Genomic DNA, 12976 nt, shown 5'->3' with positions numbered 1-12976 from the left:
GTTCCCTTCAGGGGAGCGGGATCTTTTGTTGGCGGCGGAGGTCTCGCAGACGGCTCGCCCGCTCGCTCGTCTCCTCGTCCTCCGGCCGGTAGACCACGATCCGGCACTCCGGCATGCCGTTGATCGTCAGCGACACCGACGTCATCCTCAGCTCGCCCACCGCCCTGTGCCGGAACGTCTTCACGCGCGGTCCCAGCGGCGCCACGTCGCCGTTCCGCCACAGCTCGGCGAAGTGCGCGCTGGCCTGCGAGAGCCGGCGTACGAAGTCCTCCCAGGAGGGCTCACCGACATGTCTCCCGTACGCGGACCGCAGGGTGGCCACCATCATCGGCAGCTCGCTCTCTCGGAACACCAGAGGGCAGTCCCGCTCGGGCACCGTGAACAGCGTCCACAGCGCGTTCAGCCCGCCACCGCCACCGCCACCGCCACCGCCACCGCCACCCCCGGGTGTCTGCGGCCCTGTCAGCGACACGGAGAACACGTCCCGGTAGGCGGGGTTGGTGGCGAGGATGTCGAACCGCCCGTTGTAGACCACCGCCGGATGCGGGTCGAGGGCGTCGATGATCTCCTGGATCTCCGGGCCCACGGCCAGCGCGGTGGTCTCCGGGCCTGGCTCGTACGGCACCTCCGCCAGGTGGTACAGATGCTCGCGCTCCGGCCCGTCCAGCCGCAGCGTGCGCGCCACGGCGTCCAGGACCTGCGGCGACGCGTTGATCGGCCGGCCCTGCTCCAGCCACGTGTACCAGGTGACGCCGACCCCCGACAGCTGCGCCACCTCCTCACGACGCAGCCCCGGCGTGCGGCGGCGCAGACCCGGCGGCATCCCCACGTCGGCCGGTGTCACCCGCGCTCTCCTGCCGCGCAGGAAGGCGGCCAGCTCCGACCGCCGGCGCTGTGTCGTGGCCATCGTCGTCACATCCCCCATCGTCGACGCCGCACCCGACCCCTGCCAGGTGCTGTCAGTACCAGCATCGGCGGGCTCTCGTCACCCGTACCGGCGCCCCCGCACGCTCGACGCCATGACGACGACAACTCCCGCCGACCCGGATCCCGCAACCAGTCCCAGTCCGGTCACCAGTAAAACGCCCGCCACTGACAACCACCCCGGACGTCTGCTCGCGGTCGTCCTCGCGGCCCAGTTCATGGCGCTGCTCGACGTCTTCATCGTCAACGTCGCGGTGCCCACCATCGGCACCGAACTCCACGCGTCGGGCGCCCAGTTGCAGCTGGTGGTCGCGGGATACGCCATCACGTACTCCGTGTTGCTCATCACCGGTGCCCGTCTGGGCGACCTGCTCGGCCACCGCCGGGTCTACCTTGCCGGACTCACACTGTTCACGGCGGCCTCGCTGGCCTGCGGACTCGCCCAGGGCACCGGCGAGTTGATCGCCTTCCGGCTGGCCCAGGGAGCCGGTTCGGCGCTGATGATCCCGCAGGTGCTCAGCCTGATCCAGCGGAACTTCTCCGGCGAGGCGCGGGCCAGGGCGCTCGGTGTGTACTCCGCCGTCCTCGCGACCGGTGCCGCCGCCGGGCAGGTGCTGGGCGGCGTCCTGGTCAGCGCGGACCTGTTCGGCGCCGGCTGGCGGCCGGTGTTCCTGGTGAACGTGCCCGTGGGCGTCGTACTTCTGGCCCTCGGCGCGCGCGTACTGCCCCGCGACGACGCGCGGGGCAAGGAGCGCTCACACCGCCTCGACCTGCCGGGCCTGGTGCTGCTGGGCGCCGCCGTCTCGCTGCTCACGGTTCCCCTGGTGCTCGGCCAGGAGGAGGACTGGCCGCTGTGGTCGTGGCTGTCGCTCGCCGCCGCCGCGCTGTTCTTCGCCGTGTTCTGCGCGTACGAGGCCCGGCTCGCCCGGCACGGCGGCACCCCGCTGATCGCGCCCCGGGTGCTGCGTCACCCCGGCATCGGCCTCGCGGTCTTCCGGGTCACGGCCGTGATGGCGGTCAACGGCGGCTTCCTGTTCACGCTCACCCTGCACGTCCAGGGCGGCCTGGAGTACAGCGCGCTGCGCGCGGGTCTCACCTTCGCGCCGACCGCGGTGGTCTTCGGTCTGGTCGGGCTGACGTGGCGCCGCTGGCCCGCTTCGTGGCAACGCGCCCTGATCCCGGTCGGGTTCGCGCTGTCCGCGCTCTCGATCTGCGGCGTGGGTCTGGCGCTGCGGGACGGCCGCGAGGCCGGCCTCTGGCTGTATGCGGCGTTCGCCGGCGTGGGCGTGGGGCTCGCGCTCGGTTTCAGCCCGACGCTCACGCGCGCCCTCGCCACGGTGCGGCCCGAGGACGCGGCGGACGCCAGCGGACTGCTCGCCACGGTCACACAACTCGGCCAGCTCATCGGCGTAGCGGCGTTCGGCACACTCTTTTTGAACCGGCTTGAGTCACTTGGGGCCCCAGGGGCGTATACCTCATCGGACGCCCTCCTCGTGTGCATGTTCGCGCTGGCTGCGACCGCCGCCACGGGTGCCGTGTCCGGACTGGTACGCAGGCGTCGCTGACCGTATTGCTCCGGCCGTGGCAGAATCAAACGGCCGGAAGGGGGCGCGGCCCGACGGGAGGAGTGGCGATGCCTGTGAGCATCCTCGGGGAGGTCGACGACCTCAACGAAGCAGAGGTGATACGCGACCGGATCACCCGCCTCGACTGCCCTTCCTGTGGATCTGCCCACGTCGCCCAAGTCCTCGGTGACAATGGCGGGGTTTCCTACGTGTGCACGGCCTGCGGCCACAGCTGGAGCTGATTGATGGGTGCGCACAGGCGGAAGTGCGATTGGTGCGGCAGTGGCACGCCGATCGTCCGCGACATGGAACCGGTCAACCACGACTACCAGTACTGGTGCGAGGAATGCGCGCGGGCGCTGATCATAAAAGGCGACCCCATCGAGACGTACCGCGAGCTGGAGGGCGAGCCGATCTACGGCCGGCTCCTCGACGAGCACTGCACGCTCAAACGGTTCTACTCGTTCGCCACGGCCTGAAGTGGGACGACAAACGATTTGGTGGTGCACCGGGAGGACCGTGTAATGTTGGCGGTGCCGCACCGGGGAACCGGGCGGCGCGGTCAATATGCGGCTCCGCCGCGTGGCCGCGAGGGGCTATAGCTCAGTTGGTAGAGCACCTGCATGGCATGCAGGGGGTCAGGAGTTCAAATCTCCTTAGCTCCACACCAGATGAAGGCGGGCCATCCGATCAGGATGGCCCGCCTTTTGGTGTTCCCTCGCGTACTTCCGTCGCGTACAGCGGTGTTCGGGCGGGGCGGCCCGGTCTCCCGGGCCGCCGGAATCAGTGGCCGCCGATGTCAGCGGCCGCTGCCGAGAGCGCGGCGGCCGCGCCCCGGGGAGCGGCCCTGCGACAGGACGGGCAGGTTGTTGCGGGTCGGGGCCGAGGACCTCGTGTCCTCCTCGATGCGCAGGGCGAGTGCCGGGCAGCGGCGCACGGCGCGCAGGGCCTTGGCCTCGGCGTAGCGGGGCACCTGCGCCTGGGCGACGGTCGGGAAGCCGTCGGCGCCCAGTTCGAAGACCTCCGGAAGAATGTCGGCGCACAGGCCGTGCCCGCGGCACAGCGTCCAGTCGACGTAGATCTTCTGCCGGCTGGGACCGGCCTCCAGCTCTCCTTGGCCGCCCGGGATACCGGTCGGGACCTGGCCGCCCTCGAAGAGCGGCAGGACGCCCTCCACGGGCCTGCCGCAGCCGTTGCCCAGGACGTGCGCGGCCAGGTCGTCCGTGAAGGCCTTGACGGTCGATTCCAGGAACATCGCGGAGCCGTCCGGGTGCGAACACGCACCGCGTCGCTTCACGGCCTGGGCGACCTGCTTCAGCGCCTCCAGAGCGGCCGGACCGCCGCCGTTGAGGATGTCCTCCATGCCGCGCGCCGCCGCGGGCAGACCGAGGTAGCAGGGACCGCACTGTCCCGCGCTCTCCTCGGCCAGCCACTGCGCCACGCGCAGCGACTCGCCCAGCGGGCAGGTCTCCTGGCTGATCGGGAGAATCGCGCCCGCGCCGAGCGAACCGCCCACCGCGTCCAGGGAGTTGCGCGAGACGATGGCCTCGTTGACCGTCGCCGCGTCCAGCCACTTGCCGTGGTAGCCGCCGGTCAGCACGCCCTGCGGGACCGGCGGGGCGCCGGCGAGCTGGAGCACGTACCGCAGCGGCACACCGGTCGGCATCTCGATCACCATGGGGCGGGCGACCGCGCCGGAGACCGTGAGCATGATGGTGCCGGGCTCGTCGTACAGGCCGGTGTTGCCGTAGCGCTCGGAGCCGATCCGCGCGGCGATCGCCAGCTGGGCGAACGTCTCGGCGTTGGACAGCAGCGTGGGCGCGCCCCCGACTCCGCTCTGCGACGCGCTGACCTTGCGGCCCGGCGGGATCGCCGGACCACCGTCGATGGAGCGGATCAGTGAGGCGGCCGCTCCGGTCACCATCCGCACCGGATTGCGCTGCACGCGGGCGCGGAGGACCGAACCGCGCCGGTTGCTCAGACCGCGCTCGGCGAGTGCGGCCTCCATGGACTGCTGGGTGGACTCGCGCGTCACACCGACCACGAGGGTGCGGGCGCCGAGGGCCTCCGCGACCAGCAGGGCGCCGTCCAGGATGAGGTGCGGGGCGCGGTTGATCAGCACCGTGTCCTTGCGGCAGGCCGGCTCGTCCTCACTGCCGTTGACAACGACCACGGGCCGGATACCGCGGCTGATCGCCGACTCGGCGACCGACCGCAGCTTCTTGTGGAAGGGGAAGCCCGCGCCGCCGCGGCCCTTCAGGGATATCCGCTCGGCCAGCTGTGCGAGCTGCTCCCCGCCCATCGGCTCGAGCGGGCCATGCACCTTGAGGTGCATGTCGAGATCGAGTCTTTCGACGAGGTCGAAACCCGAGGTGAGCTGAGGAAGCCCGACCACGCGGACCTCGGGGACATCTGGCAGAGCGGCGTTCACTAAAAGCCTCCGGAAGGCGCGTTCCAGGGTTCGCCGGAGCTGGGTGCCTCGTAAGCACCGGGCAGCGTTTCAGTGGCGGGACCGCTGTCGTACTGGTCGTTCGTGTAGTACGTACCGAGGGGGTCGATCGTCTCACCGGTGTCGTACAAATCACTCGATCCGTACGAGGGGTTGGGCGGGGTTCCGTACGACATGCCGCCCGCGTTGGTGTCGTAGGCCGGGTTGTAGGTGGTGGGCGTCTCGGCGGGGCGCGGCGGGGCCTCGTACAGCGTCGGGGACGGGGTCGGCCAGCGGGCGGCGGTGTTGTCGTCGACGCGGGGCAGCGACTCCGTGGGCTGCATCTCGAACGGGAGCTGCCCGTTCTGGGCCTGCTGGGGCTGCATCGGGTCCGCCCCGCGAGGGGTGTTGGACACCGCCCGGTAGGCCGCCGCGAAGCCGCCCGTGTCCGTGAGGGCTGAGGCTCCGGTGTCCGTGAGCGCCGAGCGCTGTCCGGTGTCGGTGAGTGCCGAGCGCTGCCCGGTGTCGTACAGCGGCGACGACGGGGACGACGTCCGCTGCTGAGGCACGAACGGCTCCTGGAAGCCCGACCGTGAACCGGAACCCGGAAGCCGGGAGTCTGCCATGGCACGGCGTGCCGGGGGCTCCTCGCGGAGGGGGCGGTTGTTGTCGGTCTCGAGCATGCCCAGAATCCGGCGGGCGACGTTGCGCCTGAACGGCTGCGGCGACGCCCGCAGGGCCAGCGCTCCCATGACCGCCACCAGGCTCAGGCCGTACAGGATCACGAAGATCGGCTTCGCCTGGCGCCCGGCGAACAGGCCGTGGATCAGTGCCGCGCACCACGCGGGGTAGGCCAGCATGTGGACCGCACGCCAGCGGGCGGCGACCTGGACGGGAGACGCGAAGGCGCTCCTCAGGGCCCCGGTGAGGCCGGTGATGATCATCATCAGGCCGGCGGCCGCGCCGATGCCGATGAGTGCTTCCTGGCCGCTGACGCCGAGTCCGAAGGGGATCAGTGCGAGCGCCCCGACGTGGCCCAGCGCCAGCTTGACCGTGATGTGCAGCAGGAGGAACAGCAGCGAGGCGACCGCGGTCGACCGGTGGACGGCCTGGGCGAGCAGCCGCTGGCGCGCCTTCAGGAAGATCTGGTCGCTGGCCACGAGGCCCCAGATCACCGAGGCGCTGAGGGACACGAGCGACAGAACGCCCGCGCCGAAGTTGAGGAACTCGCGGACTGTGTCCCCTCCGACCAGCACGACTACGGGTATGAGCAACAGCGCGGCAGCGGTGATTCCACCGGTGACCGAGCGGCCCGGCTGGGGAACCGAGCTGTTCTTGCTTCGAGGCTTCATGTGGGGTGTCTCCCAAACAGTTCGGGGAAGCGGTCCCGTTGCCGCACTCTAGGTCGAGACATACCGAGGGGTACGAGGTTTGAGTTATTGCGTTGTTATCTAAGGGCAACGACGGAGTGGTGATGTCCCTATAGGGGCCCTTACGCGAAGTAATTCTTGACCTTGGTTCAGGTTTCGCGGTCTCCATCTGAGTGTGGCACGCGGTGCCGGGTGCCACCGCAAACATGATCCAACCGATCGAAAGCCCGTCGCGACCCGCTCGGCGGCTGCGGTACCCTGACGCCATGCGTGCCGTACGCCTTCTGCTTAGCGGGCCGCGCTGATCAGTCCCGGCCATCGAAGAATCCGTGGCCGGAATCAGCGCGGCGTCCCCTCCTGTGCGAGGGGTTTTTTCATTTCCCAGCCGCTTGCAGAGACGATCGATGGAGCTTTGAGGACCATGAGCGAGACGAACCCCGCTGCCGCCTCCGAGGTGGCAGCGCCGCACCGCTACACGGCCGCCATGGCCGAAGAGATCGAGGCACGCTGGCAGGACTTCTGGGAGGTCGACGGCACCTACGGGGCGCCCAACCCGAGCGGCGACCTGGCCGGTGACCCGGCGCTGGTCGCCAGGCCCAAGAAGTTCATCATGGACATGTTCCCGTACCCCTCCGGTGCGGGCCTGCACGTCGGCCACCCCCTGGGCTACATCGCCACCGATGTATTCGCCCGGTACCAGCGCATGACCGGCCACAACGTGCTGCACACCCTGGGCTTCGACGCCTTCGGCCTGCCCGCCGAGCAGTACGCGGTACAGACCGGCACGCACCCGCGCGTGTCCACGGAAGCAAACATCAAGAACATGCAGGTCCAGCTGCGCCGGCTGGGGCTGGGCCACGACCCGCGCCGGTCGTTCGCGACGATCGACCCGGACTACTACAAGTGGACCCAGTGGATCTTCCTGCAGATCTTCAACTCCTGGTACTGCGACGAGGCGAAGAAGGCCCGCCCGATCGCCGACCTGGTCGCCCAGTTCGAGAGCGGTGACCGGGCCGTACCCGGCGCCGACGGCCACGCGCGCGCGTGGGGCGACCTGACCGCCGCCGAGCGCGCCGACATCCTGAGCGGTTTCCGGCTGGCATACGCCTCGGACGCGCCCGTCAACTGGTGTCCCGGCCTGGGCACCGTGCTGGCGAACGAGGAGGTGACCGCGGACGGCCGCTCCGAGCGCGGCAACTTCCCCGTCTTCAAGGCCAAGCTGCGCCAGTGGAACATGCGCATCACCGCCTACGCCGACCGGCTGCTGGACGATCTGGACGCGCTGGACTGGCCCGAGGCCATCAAGCTGCAGCAGCGCAACTGGATCGGCCGCTCCGAGGGCGCCCGTGTCGACTTCCCGATCGACGGCGAGGCCATCACGGTCTTCACCACACGCCCGGACACGCTGTTCGGCGCGACCTACATGGTGCTGGCCCCCGAGCACCCGCTGGTCGAGAAGTTCACCCCGGCCACCTGGCCGGAGGGCACCCACGAGGTGTGGACCGGCGGCCACGCCACCCCCGCAGAGGCCGTCGCCGCCTACCGTGCGCAGGCCGCGTCCAAGTCCGACGTCGAGCGGCAGGCCGAGGCCAAGGACAAGACCGGTGTCTTCACCGGCGCGTTCGCGACCAACCCGGTCAACGGCGAGCAGGTCCCGGTCTTCATCGCCGACTACGTCCTGATGGGCTACGGCACCGGCGCGATCATGGCCGTCCCGGCGGGCGACCAGCGCGACTTCGAGTTCGCGCGCGCCTTCGAACTGCCGATCCACTGCATCGTCGAGCCGACCGACGGCCGCGGCACCGACACGTCGACGTGGGACAACGCCTTCGGGTCGTACGACGCGAAGATCATCAACTCCTCCAACGACGACATCTCGCTGGACGGTCTGGGCGTCGTCGACGCCAAGGCCCGCGTCACCGAGTGGCTGGAGCGCAAGGGCATCGGCCACGGCACCGTCAACTTCCGCCTGCGCGACTGGCTGTTCAGCCGCCAGCGCTACTGGGGCGAGCCCTTCCCGATCGTCTACGACGAGGAAGGCATCGCCCACGCCCTGCCCGAGTCGATGCTGCCCCTGGAGCTGCCGGAGGTCGAGGACTACTCGCCGCGTACCTTCGACCCGGACGACGCGAACACGTCCCCGGAGACCCCGCTGTCCCGCAACGAGGACTGGGTGAACGTCACACTGGACCTGGGCGACGGCCGAGGCCCGCGGAAGTACCGCCGCGAGACCAACACCATGCCCAACTGGGCCGGTTCCTGCTGGTACGAGCTGCGCTACCTGGACCCGCGCAACTCCGAGCAGCTGGTCGGCCCGGAGAACGAGCGGTACTGGATGGGCCCGCGCGACGGCATGCCGCACGGCGGCGTCGACCTGTACGTGGGAGGCGCGGAGCACGCCGTGCTGCACCTGCTGTACGCGCGCTTCTGGTCCAAGGTCCTGTTCGACCTGGGGCACGTCTCCTCGGCCGAGCCGTTCCACAAACTGTTCAACCAGGGCATGATCCAGGCCTACGTCTACCGCGACAGCCGAGGCATCGCGGTACCCGCCGCCGAGGTGGAGGAGCGCGACGGCGCGTACTACTACCAGGGCGAGAAGGTCACCCGGCTGCTGGGCAAGATGGGCAAGTCCCTGAAGAACGCGGTCACTCCGGACGAGATCTGCGCCGAGTACGGGGCGGACACACTGCGCCTGTACGAGATGGCGATGGGCCCCCTGGACGTGTCCCGGCCGTGGGACACGCGCGCGGTGGTGGGCCAGTTCCGGCTGCTGCAGCGGCTGTGGCGCAACGTCGTGGACGAGGCCACCGGTGCGGTGACGGTCGTGGACGCCGAGCCGGACGAGGACACGCTGCGCGCCCTGCACAAGGCGATCGACGGCGTACGCCAGGATCTGGAAGGCCTGCGCTTCAACACCGCCATCGCCAAGGTCACCGAGCTGAACAACCACCTGACCAAGACGGGAGGCCCGGTGGCGCGGTCCGTCGCCGAGCCTCTGGTGCTGCTGGTCGCGCCGCTGGCCCCGCACATCGCCGAGGAGCTGTGGCGCAGGCTGGGGCACACCGACTCGGTCGTCCACCAGGACTTCCCGGTCGCCGACCCGGCGTACGTCGTGGACGAGACCGTGACCTGCGTCGTGCAGGTCAAGGGCAAGGTCAAGGCGCGCCTGGAGGTGTCCCCGTCGATCTCCGACGAGGAGCTGGAGAAGGTCGCGCTGGGCGACGAGAAGGTCGTCGCGGCGCTGGACGGCGCGGGAATCCGCAAGGTGATCGTGCGGGCGCCGAAGCTGGTGAACATCGTTCCCGCGTAAACGTGGGGCCCGCTCGGGCGGGCGGGACTACCCCGCCCGCCCGAGCGGGTGGGGTAGTCCCCTAAGGGCGGGTTGGGGGTTCCACCGGAACCCTCGGCCCGCCTTTTCCGTTTACCGTGGAAGAGCCCGCAGGTGGTGGAAGCAGGACCCGAGAGGAACGTCATGGAAGCCGTGGTCGCAGTCGTGGCGCTGATCTTCGTGCTCTTCATGGTCCTGGGGGCGTATCTGACGGTGAAGGTGGTCGGCGCCGCCAAGCGCGGGGTGGACCGCACCATCACGCAGGCCCGCCGCACGGTGGAGGACTCCACCCTCAGGGCCAAGACCCTCGCGCAGCCGGGAGCGCTCGGCGAGCTCGCCCAACTGCGGCTCTCCCTGCGTACGTCGATGCGAGCCACCCAGGACGCGCTGCACGCGGGCGTGGCCGAGGACGAGTCGCTGAAGGAGTCCCTGGGGCTCTTCGAGCGCCTCAGCGTGCACGGTCACGAGCTGGACGACGAGCTCAAGCGTCTGGAGCGTGAGCCGGACAGGCCCCGCCTCGTCGAGCGGCTGCCGGCACTGCGGGAGCGTACGGAGCAGATCACGAAGTCGGCCGACGCGCTGCGGTGGGCGGCGCGTGACCGGGCCCGGCGGTTCGCGGACGACGACCTGGACTCGCTGAGCCAGCAGATCGACATGGAGGCGGGCGCGCTGCGGCACTGGGCCACGGAGCCGCCGCCCGCCCACACGCCGCCTCCGTGGCCGGAGGCTCCGACCGCCGCGGCAGACCATCAGACCTGGCCGGAGACGCCGGAGACGCCGGAGCCGCAGTCCGCGGAGCAGTCCGCGCGGCCCGCGATCAACCCGCCGGGGCAGCGGCCCACGTACCCCTGGGAGAAGAAACCCCGCCCCGAGAGCACGACTTGATCGGGTCGGCCCGCCCGCAGGTGGTAGGGGCCGGGCTGCCGTCCACGCGCTCCTGCGGGTAACCTCCAGCTCATGTCCCGCCATGTCGCGATCGTCACCGATTCAACGGCCTACCTGCCGCCGCGGACGATGGAGCGCCACGGCATCACCGCGGTGCCCCTGACCGTGGTCCTCGGCGACCGGGCGCTTGAAGAGGGCACCGAGATCTCGGCCCGCTCCCTGGCACAGGCGTTGCAGAAGCGACGGTCCGTCACCACCTCCCGGCCCAGCCCCGAGACGTTCGCCGCGACCTACCGCGAAGTCGCAGAGTCGGGCGCCACCGGCATCGTCTCGCTGCACCTGTCCGCCGAGCTCTCGGGCACATACGACGCGGCGGTCCTCGCGGCGCGCGAGGCGCCGGTGCCCGTGCGGGTGGTGGACACCGGGATGGTCGCCATGGCCCTCGGCTTCTGCGCGCTGGCCGCTGCCGAGTCCGCGGAGACGGGCGGCACGATCGACGACGCGGTGACCGCGGCGGAGAAGCGGGCCGCGGGCACATCGGCGTACTTCTACGTCGACACGCTGGACTATCTACGCCGCGGTGGGCGGATCGGGGCGGCGCGGGCCCTGCTCGGGTCCGCGCTGGCCGTGAAACCGCTGCTGCAGCTCGAAGGCGGGCGGATCGAACCGCTGGAGAAGGTGCGGACCGCGTCCAAGGCGATCGCCCGGCTCGAGGAGATCGCGGCCGAGCGGGCGGGGAGCGCGCAGGTCGACATCGCCGTCCACCATCTCGCCGCGCCCGAACGGGCGTCGGCGCTCGCGGATCGCCTGCGGACTCGGGTGCCGGGGCTGGTTGAGCTGCATGTGAGCGAGGTCGGGGCGGCCATTGGGGCGCATACCGGGCCTGGGTTGTTGGGGGTCGTGGTTTCGCCGCGGTGAGGGTTGTCGGTGGCTGTGGCTGTGGCTGTGTGGCCCGGGCCGGCGCGTTGGCCCGGGGCGGTGGCTGTGGGCTCCCGAGGGTGACGGAGTTATCCACAACTGGTCGGTAATCCCCGGGAATTGAGCAAGATCATCGCGGTGGTGCCGTGGTGCCCGATTCTCGTCGCATGGCACTTCGATCACTTCCACGGACAGCGACCGCCACCAGCGGCCCGGGCCGCGGCCCCGTCTCCGACGGCCGCACCCGCCACCGCCGCCACCACCGGGGCAGGACTCGACGCCGACAGGCCTCGGCGGAGTCCCTCCGTCTGCGCGCGGAAGCCCTCTTCGTCGAACGGGCGAGAGCGCGGCAGGAGTTGGGGCATGGGCCGCCGCCGGCGCGGTATGAGGGCGTGACCGACACCTGGGCAAGCGGGGCAGGCCACGATGCCGGGGCCGCAGGCGGGGCCGATGCCGGGGCTGAGACCGGTGCCGGTGCCGGTGCCGGTGCTGGGGCCGGGGCCGGGTCCGCATGGCGGGTGCGGGTCGGGCTTGCCGTGCGGGAGCGCATGCCGTTGTGGCTGCAGTCGAGGTGCGGGCTGGAGCGGAAGAGCGTGGTCGCGCTCGCGGCGTTGCTTGTCGTGGCCGCTGTCTTCGCCGTGCAGCACTTCTGGTCGGCCCGGACCCAGCCGGTGCGGGCACCGGAGGTGGTCCAGGCGGCTCCTTACGAGGAGGCGACGGCGGCACCGGAATCCTCGACCGCCGCACGGGACCCCGTGGCGACGGCCGGCACCGCGATCGTGGTGGACGTCAGCGGCAAGGTGCGCGAACCGGGCATCCACCGGCTGCCGGCCGGTTCCAGGGTCGCCGACGCGCTGCGGGCCGCCGGTGGGGTGCGCCGCGGCGCGGACACGGCGGGGCTGAACCGCGCGCGGCTCCTCGTGGACGGTGAGCAGGTGGTGGTCGGCACTCCGCCGGGTGCGGCGGGGCCGGGCGGGGTCGGAGGTGTGGCCGGAGGCGCGGGCGTCACGGGCACCGCGGGTACGGCGCCTTCCGGCGCGGCCGCGCCGGTCGCCCTCAACACGGCCACCCTTGAGCAGCTCGACACGCTGCCGGGCGTCGGCCCCGTGCTCGCCCAGCACATCATCGACTACCGCACCCAGCACGGCGGGTTCCGCTCGGTCGACGAACTCCGCGAGGTGAACGGCATCGGTGACCGCCGCTTCGCCGATCTGCAGAATCTCGTACGCCCATGAGCGCGCCGCGGGGCCAGGCCGGCCCTGCCCCACCCGACGCCGCCGCGCACGACCCGTCTGCCGCGCACGACCGTTCGGCCGTGCACGCCGCCTCCCCGAACCCGCTCGGTGCCGCGCGCCCCCGCCAAGAGGGGCCGACGGATCTGCGGCTGGTACCGCCGGCACTGGGGGCCTGGGCGACGGCGGCGCTGACACTGGACGCGTCGCCGCGGACGACCGCCGGTGTCGTGGTCGTCTGCCTGGTCGTGGCCGGCGCGTTGCTGGTCGCGGGCCGGAGCCGGCGCGGCGGGCAGGGGCGGCGCGACGGCGGGCGGCGCGCGCTG

Annotated in this window: 10 protein-coding genes, 1 tRNA gene and 1 pseudogene; 9 read left to right on the top strand and 3 right to left on the bottom strand. The window is 71.1% G+C overall.

The window, feature by feature from the left end; translation table 11 throughout:
• Positions 1-7: 7 nt before the first annotated feature.
• Positions 8-907: a helix-turn-helix transcriptional regulator gene (locus FE633_RS43060; RefSeq protein ID WP_246114094.1), complete on the bottom strand. Its 900-nt coding sequence runs from the start codon at positions 905-907 to the stop codon at positions 8-10.
• 112 nt (positions 908-1019) lie between these two features.
• Here FE633_RS43060 and FE633_RS43055 point away from each other — a divergent pair, with 112 nt between their 5' ends.
• The 4 genes from FE633_RS43055 (at position 1020) to FE633_RS43040 (ending at position 3154) form a co-directional block, all read left to right on the top strand.
• Positions 1020-2489 carry an MFS transporter gene (locus tag FE633_RS43055; RefSeq protein ID WP_171060361.1) on the top strand — a complete coding sequence of 490 codons (1470 nt, stop codon included), beginning with the start codon at positions 1020-1022 and terminating at the stop codon, positions 2487-2489.
• Positions 2490-2557: 68 nt separating this feature from the next.
• Positions 2558-2731, top strand: a complete 174-nt coding sequence (locus FE633_RS43050; protein ID WP_138050617.1) for an IS1 family transposase — start codon at positions 2558-2560, stop codon at positions 2729-2731.
• 3 nt (positions 2732-2734) lie between these two features.
• Positions 2735-2968: a hypothetical protein gene (locus FE633_RS43045; protein WP_010986886.1), complete on the top strand. Its 234-nt coding sequence runs from the start codon at positions 2735-2737 to the stop codon at positions 2966-2968.
• Between the two features lie 113 nt (positions 2969-3081).
• A tRNA-Ala gene (locus FE633_RS43040) sits at positions 3082-3154 on the top strand.
• 134 nt (positions 3155-3288) lie between these two features.
• On the opposite strand, the gene FE633_RS43035 is transcribed toward FE633_RS43040, so the two are convergent.
• Together FE633_RS43035 and FE633_RS43030 are read right to left on the bottom strand one after the other, a co-directional pair.
• Complete coding sequence (locus FE633_RS43035) at positions 3289-4920, bottom strand: NADH-quinone oxidoreductase subunit NuoF family protein (RefSeq protein WP_138050616.1); 1632 nt, start codon at positions 4918-4920, stop codon at positions 3289-3291.
• Positions 4920-6269, bottom strand: coding sequence for a ferric reductase-like transmembrane domain-containing protein (locus tag FE633_RS43030; protein ID WP_171060360.1), 1350 nt, complete (start codon positions 6267-6269; stop codon positions 4920-4922). Before FE633_RS43030 ends, FE633_RS43035 begins: the two co-directional genes overlap by 1 nt.
• 439 nt (positions 6270-6708) lie before the next feature.
• Between FE633_RS43030 and leuS the strand changes: the two genes are divergently transcribed.
• From leuS to FE633_RS43005, 5 genes and pseudogenes are all read left to right on the top strand, one after another.
• On the top strand, positions 6709-9597 hold the full coding sequence (gene leuS, locus FE633_RS43025) for a leucine--tRNA ligase (protein WP_138050615.1): 2889 nt from the start codon (positions 6709-6711) through the stop codon (positions 9595-9597).
• Positions 9598-9759: 162 nt separating this feature from the next.
• A complete protein-coding gene (locus FE633_RS43020) occupies positions 9760-10500 on the top strand; it encodes a hypothetical protein (protein ID WP_138050614.1) in 741 nt (246 codons plus the stop codon).
• Positions 10501-10572: 72 nt separating this feature from the next.
• Positions 10573-11418 (top strand): DegV family protein, encoded by an 846-nt coding sequence (locus FE633_RS43015; RefSeq protein WP_138050613.1) that lies wholly within the window; start codon positions 10573-10575, stop codon positions 11416-11418.
• A gap of 167 nt (positions 11419-11585) precedes the next feature.
• Entirely contained in the window at positions 11586-12653 is a 1068-nt protein-coding gene (locus tag FE633_RS43010; RefSeq protein ID WP_138050612.1) for a ComEA family DNA-binding protein, read from the top strand.
• Positions 12650-12976 (top strand): annotated as a pseudogene (locus tag FE633_RS43005) (hypothetical protein); the annotation flags it as partial. The gene FE633_RS43010 and the pseudogene FE633_RS43005, both read left to right, overlap by 4 nt.

The organism is Streptomyces montanus, assembly GCF_005786655.1.
Taxonomy (GTDB): Bacteria; Actinomycetota; Actinomycetes; order Streptomycetales; family Streptomycetaceae; genus Streptomyces; species Streptomyces sporangiiformans.
This window is presented reverse-complemented; position numbering and strand designations above follow the sequence as displayed.

Excerpts from the sequence above, each read along its gene's own strand:
- FE633_RS43060 (WP_246114094.1), bottom strand. The coding sequence starts at position 907 with ATGGCCACGACACAGCGCCGGCGGTCGGAGCTGGCCGCCTTCCTGCGC.
- FE633_RS43055 (WP_171060361.1), top strand. The coding sequence starts at position 1,020 with ATGACGACGACAACTCCCGCCGACCCGGATCCCGCAACCAGTCCCAGT.
- FE633_RS43050 (WP_138050617.1), top strand. The coding sequence starts at position 2,558 with ATGCCTGTGAGCATCCTCGGGGAGGTCGACGACCTCAACGAAGCAGAG.
- FE633_RS43045 (WP_010986886.1), top strand. The coding sequence starts at position 2,735 with ATGGGTGCGCACAGGCGGAAGTGCGATTGGTGCGGCAGTGGCACGCCG.
- FE633_RS43030 (WP_171060360.1), bottom strand. The coding sequence starts at position 6,269 with ATGAAGCCTCGAAGCAAGAACAGCTCGGTTCCCCAGCCGGGCCGCTCG.
- leuS (WP_138050615.1), top strand. The coding sequence starts at position 6,709 with ATGAGCGAGACGAACCCCGCTGCCGCCTCCGAGGTGGCAGCGCCGCAC.
- FE633_RS43020 (WP_138050614.1), top strand. The coding sequence starts at position 9,760 with ATGGAAGCCGTGGTCGCAGTCGTGGCGCTGATCTTCGTGCTCTTCATG.
- FE633_RS43015 (WP_138050613.1), top strand. The coding sequence starts at position 10,573 with ATGTCCCGCCATGTCGCGATCGTCACCGATTCAACGGCCTACCTGCCG.
- FE633_RS43010 (WP_138050612.1), top strand. The coding sequence starts at position 11,586 with ATGGCACTTCGATCACTTCCACGGACAGCGACCGCCACCAGCGGCCCG.